The organism is Vibrio sp. R78045, from assembly GCF_042466085.1.
GTDB lineage: Bacteria > Pseudomonadota > Gammaproteobacteria > Enterobacterales > Vibrionaceae > Vibrio > Vibrio cyclitrophicus.
In genome coordinates this window covers 486,658-503,272 of sequence record NZ_JAXHBS010000013.1, presented here as the reverse complement: position 1 = coordinate 503,272, position 16,615 = coordinate 486,658, and the positions used below count along the sequence as shown (strand labels likewise).

At 42.2% G+C, this 16,615-nt stretch carries 14 protein-coding genes and 10 pseudogenes; 8 read left to right on the top strand and 16 right to left on the bottom strand.

Features of this window, described 5'->3' with window-relative positions; genetic code table 11:
• Positions 1-133 precede the first annotated feature (133 nt).
• On the bottom strand, positions 134-331 hold the full coding sequence (locus SJY39_RS12825) for a hypothetical protein (protein WP_102332056.1): 198 nt from the start codon (positions 329-331) through the stop codon (positions 134-136).
• Positions 332-390: 59 nt separating this feature from the next.
• Positions 391-606 carry a Fic/DOC family N-terminal domain-containing protein gene (locus SJY39_RS12820; RefSeq protein WP_102332057.1) on the bottom strand — a complete coding sequence of 72 codons (216 nt, stop codon included), beginning with the start codon at positions 604-606 and terminating at the stop codon, positions 391-393.
• A 190-nt stretch (positions 607-796) separates the two neighbouring features.
• Here SJY39_RS12820 and SJY39_RS12815 point away from each other — a divergent pair, with 190 nt between their 5' ends.
• From SJY39_RS12815 to SJY39_RS12800, 4 genes are all read left to right on the top strand, one after another.
• Complete coding sequence (locus SJY39_RS12815; RefSeq protein WP_102332058.1) at positions 797-1,570, top strand: ParA family protein; 774 nt, start codon at positions 797-799, stop codon at positions 1,568-1,570.
• Between the two features lie 16 nt (positions 1,571-1,586).
• Positions 1,587-1,886, top strand: a complete 300-nt coding sequence (locus SJY39_RS12810) for a hypothetical protein (RefSeq protein ID WP_102332059.1) — start codon at positions 1,587-1,589, stop codon at positions 1,884-1,886.
• 494 nt (positions 1,887-2,380) lie between these two features.
• Positions 2,381-2,890 (top strand): hypothetical protein, encoded by a 510-nt coding sequence (locus tag SJY39_RS12805; RefSeq protein WP_102332060.1) that lies wholly within the window; start codon positions 2,381-2,383, stop codon positions 2,888-2,890.
• Between the two features lie 8 nt (positions 2,891-2,898).
• Entirely contained in the window at positions 2,899-3,084 is a 186-nt protein-coding gene (locus SJY39_RS12800; protein ID WP_235612480.1) for a hypothetical protein, read from the top strand.
• Between the two features lie 15 nt (positions 3,085-3,099).
• On the opposite strand, the pseudogene SJY39_RS12795 reads toward SJY39_RS12800, so the two are convergent.
• Both SJY39_RS12795 and SJY39_RS12790 read right to left on the bottom strand, forming a co-directional pair.
• Positions 3,100-3,300 (bottom strand): annotated as a pseudogene (locus tag SJY39_RS12795) (IS3 family transposase); the annotation flags it as partial.
• Complete coding sequence (locus SJY39_RS12790; RefSeq protein ID WP_102332062.1) at positions 3,251-3,541, bottom strand: transposase; 291 nt, start codon at positions 3,539-3,541, stop codon at positions 3,251-3,253. The gene SJY39_RS12790 and the pseudogene SJY39_RS12795, both read right to left, overlap by 50 nt.
• A gap of 96 nt (positions 3,542-3,637) precedes the next feature.
• Between SJY39_RS12790 and SJY39_RS12785 the strand changes: the two are divergent.
• A pseudogene (locus SJY39_RS12785) lies at positions 3,638-4,793 on the top strand (IS110 family transposase).
• Between the two features lie 225 nt (positions 4,794-5,018).
• Here SJY39_RS12785 and SJY39_RS12780 read toward each other — a convergent pair.
• From SJY39_RS12780 to SJY39_RS12725, 12 genes and pseudogenes are all read right to left on the bottom strand, one after another.
• Positions 5,019-5,207 (bottom strand): transposase, encoded by a 189-nt coding sequence (locus SJY39_RS12780; RefSeq protein WP_372042840.1) that lies wholly within the window; start codon positions 5,205-5,207, stop codon positions 5,019-5,021.
• A 23-nt stretch (positions 5,208-5,230) separates the two neighbouring features.
• Positions 5,231-5,620: a hypothetical protein gene (locus SJY39_RS12775; protein WP_265673912.1), complete on the bottom strand. Its 390-nt coding sequence runs from the start codon at positions 5,618-5,620 to the stop codon at positions 5,231-5,233.
• Positions 5,621-5,625: 5 nt separating this feature from the next.
• Positions 5,626-5,886 carry a hypothetical protein gene (locus SJY39_RS12770; RefSeq protein ID WP_237300445.1) on the bottom strand — a complete coding sequence of 87 codons (261 nt, stop codon included), beginning with the start codon at positions 5,884-5,886 and terminating at the stop codon, positions 5,626-5,628.
• 190 nt (positions 5,887-6,076) lie between these two features.
• Positions 6,077-6,785 (bottom strand): annotated as a pseudogene (locus SJY39_RS12765) (IS3 family transposase); the annotation flags it as partial.
• Positions 6,757-7,237: pseudogene (locus tag SJY39_RS12760) on the bottom strand (ATP-binding protein); the annotation flags it as partial. The pseudogenes SJY39_RS12765 and SJY39_RS12760, both read right to left, overlap by 29 nt.
• Positions 7,238-7,247: 10 nt before the next feature.
• Positions 7,248-8,348 (bottom strand): annotated as a pseudogene (gene istA, locus SJY39_RS12755) (IS21 family transposase); the annotation flags it as partial.
• Between the two features lie 33 nt (positions 8,349-8,381).
• A pseudogene (locus SJY39_RS12750) lies at positions 8,382-9,909 on the bottom strand (IS66 family transposase).
• A 59-nt stretch (positions 9,910-9,968) separates the two neighbouring features.
• Entirely contained in the window at positions 9,969-10,322 is a 354-nt protein-coding gene (gene tnpB, locus SJY39_RS12745) for an IS66 family insertion sequence element accessory protein TnpB (RefSeq protein ID WP_102332065.1), read from the bottom strand.
• Positions 10,319-10,630: pseudogene (locus tag SJY39_RS12740) on the bottom strand (IS66 family insertion sequence element accessory protein TnpB). Before SJY39_RS12740 ends, tnpB begins: the two are co-directional and overlap by 4 nt.
• An 801-nt stretch (positions 10,631-11,431) precedes the next feature.
• Positions 11,432-11,767, bottom strand: coding sequence for a hypothetical protein (locus SJY39_RS12735; protein ID WP_102332066.1), 336 nt, complete (start codon positions 11,765-11,767; stop codon positions 11,432-11,434).
• 517 nt (positions 11,768-12,284) lie between these two features.
• Positions 12,285-12,420: pseudogene (locus SJY39_RS12730) on the bottom strand (site-specific integrase); the annotation flags it as partial.
• Positions 12,421-12,995: 575 nt separating this feature from the next.
• A pseudogene (locus tag SJY39_RS12725) lies at positions 12,996-13,292 on the bottom strand (IS3 family transposase); the annotation flags it as partial.
• 130 nt (positions 13,293-13,422) lie between these two features.
• Between SJY39_RS12725 and SJY39_RS12720 the strand changes: the two are divergent.
• From SJY39_RS12720 to SJY39_RS12710, 3 genes and pseudogenes are all read left to right on the top strand, one after another.
• Positions 13,423-14,285, top strand: a pseudogene (locus SJY39_RS12720) (transposase).
• Between the two features lie 1,101 nt (positions 14,286-15,386).
• Positions 15,387-15,596, top strand: coding sequence for a hypothetical protein (locus tag SJY39_RS12715; protein ID WP_102332067.1), 210 nt, complete (start codon positions 15,387-15,389; stop codon positions 15,594-15,596).
• A 94-nt stretch (positions 15,597-15,690) separates the two neighbouring features.
• Positions 15,691-16,614: a hypothetical protein gene (locus SJY39_RS12710; protein ID WP_102332068.1), complete on the top strand. Its 924-nt coding sequence runs from the start codon at positions 15,691-15,693 to the stop codon at positions 16,612-16,614.
• Position 16,615: the final 1 nt, after the last annotated feature.

Genomic DNA, 16,615 nt, shown 5'->3' with positions numbered 1-16,615 from the left:
CCGAAATGAGAAATCGATGGTGCTCAATGGCGAGCCAGCCAGGTGCTCCTGAGTTTGGTTGTTAAATCTATGGGGTAGAAGGTTCACTCCTTTTTCTTGGCACTCTGTAATAGTCGCAATGAACAATGGGATTTCACTTCCAGGGTTTTGTCAAATTCTGCCCAAGGCGCGATTTGTTGGGGCGTGACTCAATTTTGCTGTGGCGCTCAACCTGTTGGCGATGCTTCTCACGCCAGTAGGTAAAACTGAGCAATTCTTTGGGATTAAGTTCGCGCGCGGTCGACATTGATTTTAAAATCATCCCAATGATGCTCCAGCGGTAAATAACCATGCGCGAGAAGGCTGTTTATTCCCTGGGTTATCCTTATTACTGGTGGCGTGTAAATGCTTTCACTCGTACGTTGATTCTTTAAGCTCGTTCTTATGATCTACGGACGTCGACTTGTTTGTCGATATGCTCGCTCCAAATACGGCACTTGAGGAATCAGATTTATGCTTAAACAGTGTACCAGTCGTAGTTACAATATTTTCAATTTCAGAACTCGACTTTGATTCTAGTCTTGAGGTTAGGTTAAACAACAGGTATTGGTTGGTGAGAAGCCTAATAACTTAATTCAACGTGGATAGAGCTCTCGCGGCTGGTGCCATCTTCTTTAGGGTTTTTATAGCCTTGATATTATTGATTAGTAACGGCTGGATAACTTTTAATGAAAAGTGTATTACATATGTAATACATTGACAGGGCGATGTATGTTTATTATTGTGTATTACACATGTAATACATTAGGTGTCTACTATGAAAACAAAGATCATCAGCGCAGCGAACCAAAAAGGTGGTGTTGGAAAAACCACGACTCTTGTCAATTTAGGAGCTGAGCTTGCACGAAAACGAAAAGTGTTAGTCATTGACCTTGATCCTCAAGGGAACTGCTCCAAAACGTTAACGGGACAACGTGATTTTAAGTTTGAAGATACGGTTGCTGCTTTGTTTGATAAACCTAAAGTTGTGTCCATTGTCGATCTAATTCAACCTGCAAAGCTTAATGGGAACTCCATTGAAAACCTCTATGTTGCTCCCGCTGATGTTCAGTTGTCACGTGTCATCGAAACATCACTGACAAAGATTAATCGTGAACGAATTTTAGAGAAGCAATTGGCGAAGTTAGGTGATACCTATGATTTCATTCTTCTTGATACTCCACCAAACTTATCCCTAACGACTCTTAACGCAATCCAGGCCTCAGACCTTATTTTGATCCCTGTTGATTCTGGTGCATTTTCACTGGACGGCATTAGTCCTTTACTCGAAGCTGTCTCTGAAATTAAGGATGACGAGGGCAACTATCTGATTCTGAGGAACGAGGTCGATTCAAGAAACGCTATTATTAATGAGTTCATTGATGAGGAATTGGAGGTAGTACAAGATAAATTGCTACCAGTATCTGTGCGTCGTTCTGAGCATGTCGGACAAGCTAATGCCGTTTCTTCTCCTGTGCGCTTTTATAAATCGGGCTCTCTTGTTAATAACGATTACCGAAAACTCGCTGCGTTTCTTTTAAATTTAATGTAATACATAGGTAATACACATGAGCAAGTTAAAGAAACGAGGAGCTATAACAGCTATCTCTAGTGACAAGAACGAGGGTTCAAGTAAGTCGACTGGAATTACGACTGTCAAAAAGAAGGTGACGACATCTTATAAGGTGCCTCCTCTGACTCTTAGAATGTCACTGACTGATAAAGAACGGATAACTGATTGGGTAGCAAATCTGCAAGAGCAGACAGAGAGAAATGTGTCTGCAGCGAAACTGTACCGAGCCTTGGCTTTATATCGAGATAAGATCGATGATGAAGATCTCATTGAGTTGATCAACAAAATGAATTAAATATGTATTACATATGTACTACATATCTTATATAAAGGCTCGTTATAGACTTTAAGCGTTGTCATAGGGCCTACCTCGGACTTAACTTCAAACACTGATGAACATGACACTTGAAGAGTCTTGTCACCTGTTCTGAGCCTCATTTCCTTGTAAAGACAAACACTTTAAATGTGTCTTATCACGACTTTTATCGTTGCCTTAGGCGTCACCCTATGGGCTAGGCCTGACTGCCCTAAGAGTCTTAGCGCCTTGTCGCTCCCTCCTCGTTGATCTCTCTGTCTTTGAATAAGTTCGAATAAGGGCTTGTTTTCTTATGCGCCGATTTCTTTCACTCGCCTCATTTTCGGGCTCGCAGGCTGTTAACCGTCTCTCCCCACAACCTGTTTTTCAAGGGAGGCTTCGCCGCTGCGCGCCCTTGCAAAGCAGAACGATGTTGAGATAGCGGACAGCCAAGCGGCTCCGAAAAGTGATACTCAAACAGAAAGGAAACTCTCATGGCGCAACAAAACTCAACCCCAACTCTCTCTAATTCAAATTCATCGACCAGCGTTTCGCCGCTGGGGCACGAAAGCTCACCAAAAAATGATATCTCTAGTCCTTTGGCGGTATTGAAGTTGCGCTATCAAGTCAAAAAGTGTCGTGATGAGGTAAAAAGAAAGTCTGATTTTGTTTCCAAAATCCAGCGTTTGAAAATGTTCAGTCGTCGTCAGTCGCTAGAGCAACTGGCTGATATCGCAGCGTTAAAAGACCAAGGGTTCGTTGACGCTATCAAGCAGCAGTTTCCGCAATTGGTGTCGCGTCGTTTTGCTTTCCATGAAATACGTGACTTTTTCATCGAATTAAATGGCGCTGGCTTTGGTGAATGGTTTCTGCACGAGCGAGTGGATCGCATCATTATGTACACCACTTACGGGTCTGTGTTTCCAGCGTTGCGCTTTGTGACAACAGGGGAGGGAACGTTTAAGTGCTCAGGATTTTGTTTCGATGTGCGTTTTGGCGCTTAGGGGGTCACATGGCCGTTCGTTCTACAGTATCCGCTGACATATCCATGCACGTGATTTGGGTGAATTCAACCGACTTTTACTCCACCGTAAAGGCCGTCAAGGTTCATGAGATTTTGGTGAATGAGTTTGGGTATACCGACTCTTTAATACTAGAGGAAGGCAACCGAGGGAAGGGGGAGAGTATCAGTGTGTGATAACACTTGAAGTGGTCAAGTAAAACTGGCCACGGTTTTATGGGTAAACCAGAATTGTCGCTCTGATTCATTTGGTGTTAATCCACCATTGTATTGATGTGGCCGATGTTGGTTGTAATAATCAACCAGATAATCTGTTATTGCTTGGCACGCCTCTGTAAAACTTCTATCGCCATTCGTTGGCACCCATTCCGTTTTTAAGCTTCTGAATACTCGCTAGATCTTTCAGTATTAACGGGAATAGCTCTCTCGCTATATAACGTTTTAAGATGCGAGTTATTTCCTTAGTTGATAACTCTTCTGCTGTTCTTCGTGCAACATAGTCTTTTGTTCTGGGATCACTACGCATTCTAACTATTGCCACGGTCCAAAGAGAGTTATTCGCACTACGGCTACCTCCTCGATTCAACCTATGCCGGGTAGTTTTCCCCGATGACACTGGAATTGGATTAGACATAATGACCCACACGAGGTGCTAGCCTCCAATTTCGTGGGTTAGCGTAAAGCCAGAGCCATAATTAGTGTGTTCGAACAACTAAATTTGGAGGCTAGCATGAATAACGATAGCATAATTTTCATAGGCTTAGATACGCATAAGTCATTTATCCAAGTCGCCGTCTTGCAAGAACAACGCGGGACTAAACTTGAACATTTGGGACTGATAAAGTCTAACAAGTACGCACTCATTAAACTCACACAGCAACTGCAATCTAAATACCCAAAAGCCACCCTCCATTTTGTCTACGAGGCCGGGCCTTGTGGATACTGGACATACCGATTGCTCACCAGCCTTGGGCATTGCTGCTGTGTCATCGCCCCTTCCCTTATTCCTAAGAAGTCAGGGAATAGAGTCAAAACAGATAAGAGAAATGCTGTAAAACTTGCCCAGCTTTTTAAGGCTGAAGAGCTAACACCTATTTATGTTCCTGAATCTGAAGACGAGGCGATAAGAGATTTATCAAGGGCTCGAGAAACCGCGATGAAAGACCTTAAAGATGCAAAGTTCCAATTCAAAGGCTTTCTTCTAAGCAATAATGTACAAGCAACTGTGAATGATAACTGGTCTAAAAGCATCTACGGTGGCTAACCGACCTCATTATTCCCCATCACAGCCAACAAATTGTATTGCAAGAGATGATCATCACCATCAGTGAGAGGATGCAAAGATTACAACGGTTGGATAACGAGTTATTACACCAAGTCAAAAACTGGCGTTACTACCCTGTTGTCAAAGCCATCCAGGCCATGCGGGGGGGAGGCGACTACTTGTTGCTCTCGGCATCATTGCCGAGCTAGGCGATCTACGTCGCTTCGACCATCCAAGAAAACTTATGGCTTATGTAGGCCTCGTACCGACGGAAAGCTCAAGTGGCGGAAAAATGAAACGAGGGAGCCTAACCAAATGCGGAAACAGCCGAGCACGACGATTGATTATTGAGGGAGCACATACTTATAAGCACAAAGCTAATATCTCCGTCGAACTGCAACTGCGACAAGAAGGGCTGCCCAAAGAAATTGTCGATATTGCTTGGCATGCTCAGCAACGATTATGTCGCCGCTATCAACGATTACTACAAAAAGGCAAACATCGAAATGTCGTCTCCGCCGCTATCGCAAGAGAAATGATCGCGTATATCTGGGCTATCGCGAGAGAGGTGGTCGTGAGCGCAGTCGATCCAAAAACACGGATTGCAAGGCTGCCTGCATGAGAAAAGAATTAGTGTTAACGCATTTGATGGAGCATCGGGTGTGGCACAAACACCGACGGCGTTAGGATGGCAATAAAGCTCGCGCTTTATTGAACCATGAGCATAGACTGAAGACAGGTGCCACGACGAAATAAGTAAGGTAGGCGCTACTCATCACGCGATGAGTAATCCACGTATATCAGCATGAGAACCGACGAAATTACTTGCTTCATCTATGCGTTAACACTATCTCAAAATAAACAAAAGGCTCTGAAATGTGGGAGCAGAAACTTCTACGCTCTTATTGACAGTAGGGGTCATATCAACGCCACACAAGGCTGCAAACGATGATTCTTTCCTTAATCGGTTGGCGTTGTCTACAGTCGCAACTAAGAGCGTTGCAGCCACATTTGTGCCGACCCCAAACCTTGACACAAGGCTTTGAGCTGTGTTCAAAGTCAGTTTTTCAAAGCATTATCAAGAGATTTTACTTGGTCATTAAGGAAGTTCCAACGTTGTGCCAACAGCACAAGCGAAATCATTAATGGCTCGCTACTATTAGAGCACCGAGCTAAGCGTGCGGTTGCACACGCACTAGGCTTTGGCTGGTAAAGGGACTGTTTTAGCTCATCAGGACCTGATACAAGAAGAGCTCGTATATGATTCATCGCCTGAGTTCTTGCTTTGACAGCGCTATTGCGGGTCATTAGCAGGCTCCGTAATGACTCGACTGGTCCTGCATGGTTTTTAGGAATGACTGCTGCTTCTCCAGATAATACGCTTCTAGCCGCATTCTCTGAATCTATAACGTCTGTTTTGCCTTTCAGACGTATCTCCATTCGATTCATTCGTATCACTTCATATACATCAATACCATTCTTATCAAGAATTTAGTCAGTTCAGCACCAGAGCTTCCCGTACCTTCGATGCCAGCTTTTTGAAGGAACCCGTAAGACTTACACCATGCTAAGTGCTCACGATAACCTGCAAGATCGACACTAAATGACTTACTTTTAACAACCTGACTAAGCTCATTGATAAGTGTTGCAACATGAAGATCCAAATGAGTATCTACACCTAAATACAATTTGTAGCGGGGATCGTTACTGTTCATTTAATCACTCTCCTGTGTGAATCGCCCAGCAGGACGGGACACTGGAGATGCAATACAAAGCTCTTATTAAGTTACAACTGAGTCGATAGAATTGAATAGACTCTTTGAAAGACAGGTCAATACAAAGACATTTCAGCCAATCCCAGCACGGGTCAGTACAAACAGTCTGTACTTATATTCTAATCTCAGTATCCCAATAGTTACCTCGACGGCCCATGCTTTGAGTGATTCTATATCTCCATAGTAGTTGACGATATTTCTTACTCGTATAGTGTGGCAACCTTAGTCCGAGTGGAACATCACGCCAGGTGGTCTCCCTCAGCTCTCATAAGCCATGGTTAACGCCTTCCCAGTCAATGCGCTATCTGGTGAGTGATATATTGCACAACCAAGGATTTTTTGAGCGAATAAGCCAATGACAACAGCTAGATAAGGCCATCGTTGCCCCGTCCAGATGTAGGTCACATCGCCACACCAGACTTGGTTTGGCTCAGTTACCGCGAACTGACGATTAAGATGGTTAGGTACAGGAGCCTGCTCCTGCTGTGTTTTTCTGTACGTATGTTTTGGCAACTGACTAACTCTAGTTCTTTCATGAACTTACTCACACGGTAACGACTAAGCGGAATACCTTTTGTTGTCACTATGTCTGCAATGGTTCTCGCTCCGGGGGAACCATTGCTAATCTCATGAGCTTGTCGAACTTCGGCGCGAATAAGTACACGCTCTGACGCTAGAGCTTTAGTTCTATTTACCCAATAACGATAACTACTGCGATGAACCCCGAACACTTCGCAAAGCTGTTTCACCGCATAACTCTTCTTGAGTTTCTAGATCATCGAGAACCGTTCAGGGAGTCTGACATCAAGAGAGCAGTAGCGCTTTCTTAGCCAACGATTGAAGTTGCTTTTGATAGCTACCATCCAGGCGGCCTGCGGTCAGATCATCAAGCAAGCGAGTTAATCGGTAGTATCTGACCGTTTGTTGTTGGTCGCAGGAGCTGGTTGCAAGTGCGCAGCCAAGATACGTTTTACCTGCTCCTGTTGGGCCTGTGCTCAAGATGTTCTGGTGCTTGTGCGGATAACTCCCCGTCAGAAGTTCGCTCATCTTTTTGCGATTGAGGTTTCGTCCCTCTTTGTAGATGAGTTGGCTCGGTTGCGCATACACTCTCAGTTTAGCTTGTCGTTTTAAGCGTTGGATTTTGCTCTGACTACGGTTCAAGATCTCGCTTTCCAGAAGAAAGCTTAACCTCTCCTTGAAGTCCAGCTCTGCGTAAGTAGTCAGTTGCTCTTGTTGCTGTCGCCGCATGGCTCAAGCGGAGGTTTTTGAGTTGATGATTGAGTGCGTTCATATCCTTTCTCCTAGTGATAACAGTTTGGGCCTCGAACATTACTGTGAACAAGGTTCGGCGTATTCGCTTTGTCTTTACTCAGTTGCCTTTCACGATTGTTCTTGAGTAGATTGTTGACGAAAGTGTAATTGGGTTTTGTCAGTATTAGTGAATCTTTACAGGCTTGCTTTAGGCGCGACTCTCCATGGGCTTTGCTTAGGTTGAGTAAGCGCTCAGGCGACCACTTTTGATTTTGATGATTACTCGGCATGTGCTCTGGTTGAGGGCTGTTTCCGCGCTCCCTTTGGCTACGTGGGTGCTGGGCGACCAAGTTACCTTGATGGTAAATTTGCACCAGACGGTTGGAGGTTTCTAGCTCAACATGGTGACCAACAAGTTGATGAGGAACCGAGTAGTAGTGACGGCGATATTCGATGTGATAGTCAGGCCCGACTTTGGCTTGTTTGGTTTCGGTATATAGGTATCGCTGCTTAGGTAGCGGCTTCAATGCAGGTTTATCGAGTTTGTCGAACAGCGCTTTAAGACTTGCACCATACTGTTTCATCTCACGTTGGTTTAAGTCATTCATAAGCTCACGAATGGCGAGGTTCGGTTCTTTGAAGGTATGGAAGGTTTGGTGTCGTAGCCGCATCATGATCCAGAGTTCAACTAGGGGCACGGCATTCTCTGCTTTGGCTTTGTCTTTCGGTTTGTAGGGGCGAGCAGGCATCACAGCGGTTTGATAGTGATTTGCCAGTTTTTGATAGCTGTCGTTAAGTCTCGGCTCATAGCGATTGGTTTTGGTGACCGCGCTACGCAGATTATCGGGAACCAAGATCTGTGGTATACCGCCGAAGTGTTCGAACGCATTCACATGCGCCTCTAACCAGTAAGCCTTACCTTGACTAGGGAAGGCTTCAACATAGGTGTAATTTGACGCGCCTAAGGTCGCCACGAACACTTCGGCTTCGCGCACTTCACCTGTATCAGGGTTTACCACTTGAAGCCGAGGCCCGCAGTAATCGATAAACAGCTTGTCACCTGCGACATGGAGCGGACGCATGTTGCGCTTTTTGGTTTTGAACCAGCGAGTGAAGTGCTCGCAGAACTGAGTGTAAGCGTAAGCTTGTTCGTATGCGCCCCATGAACCCACGGGGCGATGTTGTTAGTGTTTGAAGTTCCAAGGTAGGAGCGCATCGATATCTGGCTCAGCCTTCGCTAGCTCTTTCATGCACTTGACCATGTAGTCGTAAAGGATAAGGCCATTGGCTTTCGCAGTCTCGACGATACTGTAAAGCATCGCGCTCGCGTCAGCGCCATTTGCAGTGGTCGAGAACAACCAGTTCTTCCTGCCAATGACCAGCGGTTTAATTGCCCGTTCAGCTCGATTATTATCGATAGATAGATGACCGTCATCGATATAGCGGATAAGTTTCGGCCATTGGCCGAGCGTATACTTAATCGCTTTACCCAACGGGCTAGACGCTATCACTTGTTGAGTTGTCATCCATTCGTACAACTCGTCCAGTATTGGCTTAGCGTACTGTTGACGTTCTGCTTTTCGTGTCTCGAGAGACGCACCTTTTAAGCGGGATTCTATCCCATAGAGCTTCTGGATTTTAGCCAGCGCTTTATCTGCTTTACCTGACTTACCTTTACCTTGAAGCTTCTTAGCATCCATGAACTTACGACGTGCATGCGCCAAGCAGCCAACATTGGTCACTTGGTGAAGGCCGTCATAGGCACCATAGCCATCGGTTTGCAGATAACCACTGTAATCCCCCAAGAAGGCAACAGGGCACGCCCTCGCGCGACTGTTTTGAGAGTCGTACAAGGCGATATTTTTCACTTTGGGAAGTGCGGCTTCTGGCGAGTCTGCGCCCGAGCAGTAGAGCCACATATAGCACTGCTTATTTTCCTTGAGCACATTGAACGGTGTTTCATCCGCTTGAACCACTACTTGCTCTAATAGGTGTGTTTTCAAGGCGGCATAAAGCGGTGCGAACTTCTCACTGACTTGGATAACCCACCTCACCATAGTAGTGCGCGATAGTTCGATACCCGATTGGGTAAATAGCGACTCTTGGCGATACAGTGGCATTGCGTATTGGTATTTGCCAAGGATAATATTGGCCAACAAGCTTTCTGTGGCAAAGCTTTTAGGGATAATGCTTTGGCGCTGGCTTTTGAACGATACGGCTGTTGTCTTCAGTTTGCTCGCACTGACGACAAGCATATTTAGGACGAACATATTCCAGCACTTTGAGTACCGCTGGCGAGAACTCTAGCTTTTCACTGCGGTCTTCACCTATTTTATGCAGGCTATGTTGGCAGCAAGCGCACTGTTTTTCGTTGTCATCTAAATCGAGTTCGATAACCTCACGAGGCAAGGTCTTTGGAAGTGGCTTACGTTTACCGCGCTTCTTCGTTGTGGTGCTCGTCGTAACCTCAACCTCTTCTTCCTTGGCAGCTTCACATTCCACTTCGTTGAAGAGGTCACCTTGAGATGCATCGTAAGGCTTTAACACCTCCGAGCGTTTAGCGAACTGGCGATCGAAGGCAAGCTTGAGTTGTTCAAGTAGCGACTGACGCTCTTGTTTCAATCGGCTTTCTGACGCCATTAGCGCTTTCACCATCGCTTGTAGCTCGGCAATATTTTGACTTTCTGGGTTGATATTTGGCGTCTTTTTCATGGCATTTATTATACTAAAGTCATGCCGTTAACGCTTGGTGGATAAGGCTTTATTATCGATTAAGTCATTGTGAAATCATTTATTCGAACGGGTTTATGGCCGATAATCGTGAAGGCAGAAAGCAGTCTATCAAGCTCGAATTGAGTTAGGGTAAACACCTCATTTTTCTCTTTTGATGGCCACTTGAACTTGGCTTTTTCGAGGCGTTTATACCAAAGAGCAAAGCCAGTTTTATCCCAGTACAATATCTTGATTTTGTCACGCTGTTTATTGGTGAACAGGAACAGTGCGCCGCTTGCCAAGGGTAAGTCGGTGTCACTTTCGATAATCGCAGCAAGACCATTGATCGACTTTCTAAAATCGACGCTGTCACGATATAGATAAATCTCTGGAGCGCTGAGCATACGTTTCATGATAGCGCACCGATGAGTTCTGCGAGATAGACCGCTGGCGTGCCTTGTGGAATGCTCAGCTCAACATCATTGACTAGCAGCGTCATGTTAGCCGTTGCTACTTGAGCTTGATACTTTGTTGTCTTTTCGACGACTTCAGCTCGGATAAAGCCTAGAGATACGTCCGTTTTATTGAGTTGCTGGCGCTTGGCATAGAACGTTGAGGGATTGAGTTCATTGAGCTTACAAAACGCGAGTGTCGACAGTGAACTCGATTCAGATTACTCGATAAGCGTTTGCCATTCTTGATTGGTGCGTCGTTTTCCCATTTCAAATCTCCTTATGGTTGGAGACTTGATCTTATTCTTCGCGCTAGGCGATTAGAATGCGGGGTTTATGACGCGCTTACGATTTTGTTCATTGGAGTTCTCTTTTTTGCCACGGTCGCTTCCTTACTTTTTTGTTTAAGAAGTAAAGAATAGCGAGCTATTGATTTAAAAGAGAAAAAGGTAGGGTTTCGGACATTCCGACCGCGGTTTTCGCTATTCCGAACACCGATTTCGGAGATAAGTTAAAAGTGACCGGATAATCGCGGAATCAGTGATCGGTTTAAACCGAAATGGGTGATCGGATAATCCCGAAATATGCAAAATCTAAAACGTGCATAACCATTTAATGTGGTTGTTGTTGCTTTAGTTAATAAGCTCGCAAAAATAGCGTGGTCTGTTTTGGTCACAAATAAAGAATTCTCACTAAAAATTTAAACCAGATTTGCAATGATGATAAGTGATGACAAAATGGTTAGACCACCAGATTGAAACCTGTTGAGTGGACAAGCAAATTAAAATGCTTCGATGGTTATGAAGACAATCTGGCGCGGATCTCATCGCAGAGCGAAGTTGTGTAGTGACTTCATAAAAACCCTGAATACATTGGCGCAAATCAGCACGTTATTATTTACAGGGTCGGGGCGTACCATACCTTCAGTCACTCTTATAGTGGTGAACAACGTTTCATACGACTTCAGGTCGCACGGACATAAACGAGTTAATGATGTTTAATTACTCTTAATTTTTCTGCTCATATTTTTAGCTATCCTGCGCTAAATCAGAAAGTGTCAAAGTCCAAGATTACTGCTTTAAAGAGCGTAAAGCCTCACCTAGTAGGTTTTCTGGCGAAAGGTTAGAGTGAGTCTTTATTATACTTTCGATTCTCCTTGTAGACAAAATTTCACAAGCCTTTCCTTTACCATCAAAGTCCTCTTGTCTTTTGCCGTATGCAATATACACATTAATGAAAGTGCATTCCTTTTCTCTCTCTGAGCAGTTAATTTTGCGGAGTTTTTTTTGAAGACCTTCAAACATTCTATCGAGGATTTGGTCACTATTTGCCTTAGTAAAGTGGCTATAGACTTCAGAGATAGTGCTATTTATTGATAGCTCAAACCTATGTACTTCTGGTTTCATTTAAAATAACTCAAGTATTATTGGGATTTGTCTTACACATACTATAACCAAAAACACTAAAAGTTATTGGTTAATTAATTTAGTCAACTTTGGCTCTCTTTGTTATTAGCTCTTGTCGACAAAGTTAACTGCTTCTAGTTATAAAATACATCATTCCCAAAGCATTGCATTCTTTTTAGTTGGTATCAATGAGATACCAACTTTCTTTTTTAGAGCCTCATGTTGCAACAAAACTGACTTCCACACCCATGGTTTAGGGTGTATCAACATGAACAGTTAAGTGTAACTATTGCCATGTCCTCAGTTTCTGTGCATCAGTTTTTTTACTTTATCCTCTTTGATTCAGTCAGTTCTAGACATAAAGCGAATTCTTCAATATTGATAATTTCCAAGAAGGCTTTGATGCTATGCGTAGCTGGCTTTCTGGCAAGGTTATCCTTGATTTGGAATAGATAAAATGATGCTCTGAATAGCAAAAGTCGACAGTGAAAACTGTCGATTACTACGTTTGCCGCCATTAATTATCTAAAGGATTGATGTGTACAGCTAGTATCAAATATTCTGGAGCAAAATAAGAATACGCTGTAACAACAAAATATCCCCTTGTTCATCATAAAATGCGAAGCAAATGTATGCCGTTGAACATGTGTCGCTTAATACAGTGTTCGGTCTGACTATTAGTGTCCTTTGACTTTGAACGTAGTACGACAATGTCTACACATGTATTTTGCTTTTACACCTAGAAACTTTTCTATCAAAGTCCGGCGTATCCTTACAATCCATTTTTTCTTACAACAACATGTCATAACAATAACTAAAGTTACATCTGATACAAAAAGTCAAGTGATGAGATTATTGACTAAAATATCAAGAAGATAGTTAGCACCGAGAGATTTTTTGATTAAGAGTTGCTTATAGAGCAAGTGTCTTTAAATGGACTCATTGATTTTCAAGCATCAACACAGATACGCCAACTAATACGGTGTCTTTCATTCCTATCGATCTTTGGACGGATTGTTATTAGTTCTTTGCCGCGTTCCAAGCAAGAAGATGACTATAGTCCTCGCTGCTCATTTGTATTCGCTAAATCATCTTTTTACAACTTAGCTTGATATACTATATTGGCCGAACATCGATTCTTGTCGATAAAGAGATCATGCATAGTGATATTTTATCGCTACGATTTGCGCTAATAGAGAAGGGCGACATCAATAAGACGGTATAACGATTTCGGCGTTAATTCCTGACACTTCATACTGGTGGTAAGGTTTTAGCATTACGGATCTCCCCACTATCAGCCAACTCTTTGTGGATACGCATTGAGCCACCACGACCTTTACTATTGTCAAAAGCTATTTTGAATTTTTTATCAAGCTTTTGGTGTATTGCCTCACGCTGGGTGACCTTGTGGCGATGCTTAATTCAGTAATAAAATCCACTTCGTGAAGCTTCTAACACCATAGCTATGCGGAGAACATTGTAGGTATTCGAACATAAACTCATCGTAATCTACTTTAGTTTTTTGCGATGTATGGGGTCCACTCATTCTCTGCCAAACTTAAGCATCGGCAGGAAAAGTAAAATGAGGTGTCATCATGCTAAGAACTAACGGAATCGGCATAGACTTAGAGAAAAATCTATTTTAGGTTTGCAATATAAGCCCCCAGGGAGAGTTGCTCTGTAACAAAGCTATCAGCGGGCAGAAGCTTAAGGAGCTCTTTGCTAAAGCCAAACCATCCCTTGTTGATCTAGAAGGCTACTTATCACTACAGGGGGAGATACGCTGAGTCCTTCGGCCACGAAGTGCGTATAATTAGTCCTAAAAAGTGAAGGCCTATGTTGAGGGTCATAAAACTGGGGCCAATGATGCGTTTGCTAGCGCTAATGCAACATTTCAAATAAGAAGAAAATACAGCAAACCCAAATCGATTGAACAACAAACTTTGATGTATCTTGAAGCAAATCGCCAGTTTCTTTCGAAAACTATCGTGTCGTTGGGGTTGCACATGCGAAATATCATATAACGAATACGGTATTGTTAAAGGCCTAGCTGCATTAGTGACTTCAACACATTATGAAAGGGATGTTCTACCTGCAAGATGAGTTAAACCATATTCAGAAATAATGAATGCGACCACTAGCCAAATAGAACCCTGTAAAAGACTCATGGCTCTTGAAGGTGTTCGTGAGGTAACCACCACCATGCTTTATGCTAATTTGGGTGATGGGACACAATTTACTAGCGGTCGACAAGCATCAGCGTTTATCAGGCTACCACCTAAGCAATACAGTTTAGGTGGTAAAATGACAATGAAGGGACTAATAAACTTGGCAGAGTTAGGGCTCTTCGCTCGATGCTGTACCTTGGTGATATGGCATACATATATCGACAGCCATAGCACCTACTAACGAAAAACAGACGTGGCTTATCTAGTTTGTCAATAGGGTCGGTTTCAAAAGGGCTTGTATCGCATTAGCGAACAAAACAGTCAGAACAGTTTGGGCAATGCTACGCTAAAACACAAAACATCAGTCAAAGGTATTTTACTTGCTTGCAAAATGAATTAACAGATTACAAATAATTATGTTCAATGGTTAGATCAGCCTACTGAGGCCCTGACTACTTCGCAATGTTATAAAAAGTTTTTTCGCGCCAAGGACAGTAGATACGCATGCATCAAAGGTTAGAAGGTCGTTCCTTGAATGAAAAACCGAATATACGACCGGATCTTACTCCATTGCACATTCTTATCTTGTAAACTCGTAGATTCCATATACGAAGCAGGTGGCAGACCTCTTTACGATATCTTGCTCTTCAGCTTGCTCAGCCAATTGCCTTTTGAGCTTAGCAACTTCAGCTGTTAGGGTTTTTCGCACTGACTGGTATTGGTGGTTTTCCTGACGCCATTTCGCTAACCCTGGCTGTTTCGCTGACGCAGCGACTCGGCTTTGTTATGTAATTCAGTGGAACTAAATTAAGAATCTAGGGCGCATCATTACTAACGAAGCTAATAAAAACGGAACATTATTTTTATGGAGAAATTGGTACAAAAGGGCTATTGAATAGAACTAAGGGTTTCGTTAATCAAAAACTAACGTAGTTCAAAAGTTTAAAATAAAAGCAAGGAAATATAAAAATCGTAGGATTAATGTCCTATTAATCTTTGGTGAGTGTATTTAATTTCTTACATTCAAGATTTGTTGGCAGGTAGAAAAATATTTTCGGCGAGATGCTATTGCACTGACTTGGGTTTGGGATTTAAAATTAATCTAATTAGCGATAATCAGCTTGCGTCTGAAAAGTTGGATGGAAAATTCTTTTGTGTTTATTCAGTTACCAATGTTTGCATTTGCAAATGGAAGTTCGGTTACGACAATGGAAGAAAGGTGAGCGTTGGTTTGAAGGTTGATAAAAGTTAGCTGTCAATTTTCATTTTCATTTTCATTTTCATTTTCATCTTCGACTCATACGCTTGGTGAAAATAAAATTCATTGCAAAAATATTAGTTAATGAAGGTGTGTATAAATGATTTAGCAATGGGTTGTGGTATGTGCCTGTTCTTTCTGTTTGTACATTAAATGTTGTAAAATGTAAAAATGTAAAATGTAAGGTGGAAAAATGAAAAATGTAAATTTAGATGAATCAAGAATGATTGTTGGTGGGAAGTGGGAAATAAATTGTTACGCTCCTAGTTATATTAGTGGTGGGCAAGTTGTAGAACGTGGGTATAATTTCACTAGATACTCCAATGACAAAAAGATGAGCAACAAAAAAGCTAACGACGTTTGTGGTAGCGGTAATTATTCTCAAGGTTATAAAAGTATTTAGTATTTAATCATGGTGGCGTTTTAAAGAAAGGCGCCACCATTCTTATGGAAGTGAAATTTTGTTTTGTATTTATTCACTATTGGAACTGGGTGTTATGCTTTTAAAGAGGATGGCGGCTTTTTTTTATTTGATTTTTAGGGTAATCATTGGGTCTTGTAATACTTCATTTCCTAAAGTGTGTTTATATGTTTGTCTTTCGTTTAGTGCTTTATATTCACTTATTTTTTGTTTGGGTGTTAATGGGTTTAGTGTTAGAAGTAACACAAAAAAAATCGTAGGTAAACATAGTTTTTTACCTAACAAAGCATTTTTTGATATGTATTGTAAACTGTATGTACAGATGATGTGTTATGGCAATAAAGTTATTTGTAATGAAATTAACTTTTGTTCTGAAAAACTTGAAGAATCTAGAGTTGAATATAAGAACCAAACTGGCTGTGATGTTATTTTATATCCGTTGCATGTTTTTTCTGATGAAATAGCAGTGATTGTTGGCTTGGGTGCGTCAAATAATAGATTATATGTTATTAGTGATGTTGATGAAGGTGATTGGAAAAAGCGTTGGGGGGATGTCGTTGAAAAATGGAAAAAAAACAATCGAGATTTGTATTTATTCAATCCCTTTGTGAAATCGAAAACTGACGCCTCACGAGGTATAAGAAAAATAGTAAAGAAAGTAAGAAATAATACCGCTGATTTTGCAGTTTTTCCTGACGCACTACCAGAATACACCAGGAGGAGTGGTCAAAGTCACTCTTATAAAAAATCAATATTGTTTGGTAAAGAATCTAATTTACATGCTGGCCCCTTTAATTTTCCTTCTTTAATGCGAAAAGATGTATTACCATATTATATTTTTTTAAAAAATGGGCGTTTGAAAATCGAAATATTACCTATTATTGAAAAAAATAATGTTAAGCATGATCTTCCATTATTGATAGAGCATGTAATTGGAGGAATGCATTACAAGCAGTGGTTACTTTGGCATTTTCCCTCATTCTTCTATCGACAAGGTTAAA

Coding starts and splice junctions, on each gene's coding strand:
- SJY39_RS12775 (WP_265673912.1), bottom strand. CDS start 5,620: ATGAATCGAATGGAGATACGTCTGAAAGGCAAAACAGACGTTATAGAT.
- SJY39_RS12800 (WP_235612480.1), top strand. CDS start 2,899: ATGGCCGTTCGTTCTACAGTATCCGCTGACATATCCATGCACGTGATT.
- SJY39_RS12710 (WP_102332068.1), top strand. CDS start 15,691: ATGCTTTTAAAGAGGATGGCGGCTTTTTTTTATTTGATTTTTAGGGTA.
- SJY39_RS12805 (WP_102332060.1), top strand. CDS start 2,381: ATGGCGCAACAAAACTCAACCCCAACTCTCTCTAATTCAAATTCATCG.
- SJY39_RS12810 (WP_102332059.1), top strand. CDS start 1,587: ATGAGCAAGTTAAAGAAACGAGGAGCTATAACAGCTATCTCTAGTGAC.
- SJY39_RS12825 (WP_102332056.1), bottom strand. CDS start 331: ATGGTTATTTACCGCTGGAGCATCATTGGGATGATTTTAAAATCAATG.
- tnpB (WP_102332065.1), bottom strand. CDS start 10,322: ATGAAACGTATGCTCAGCGCTCCAGAGATTTATCTATATCGTGACAGC.
- SJY39_RS12790 (WP_102332062.1), bottom strand. CDS start 3,541: ATGTCTAATCCAATTCCAGTGTCATCGGGGAAAACTACCCGGCATAGG.
- SJY39_RS12815 (WP_102332058.1), top strand. CDS start 797: ATGAAAACAAAGATCATCAGCGCAGCGAACCAAAAAGGTGGTGTTGGA.
- SJY39_RS12770 (WP_237300445.1), bottom strand. CDS start 5,886: ATGAACAGTAACGATCCCCGCTACAAATTGTATTTAGGTGTAGATACT.
- SJY39_RS12735 (WP_102332066.1), bottom strand. CDS start 11,767: ATGAAACCAGAAGTACATAGGTTTGAGCTATCAATAAATAGCACTATC.
- SJY39_RS12715 (WP_102332067.1), top strand. CDS start 15,387: ATGAAAAATGTAAATTTAGATGAATCAAGAATGATTGTTGGTGGGAAG.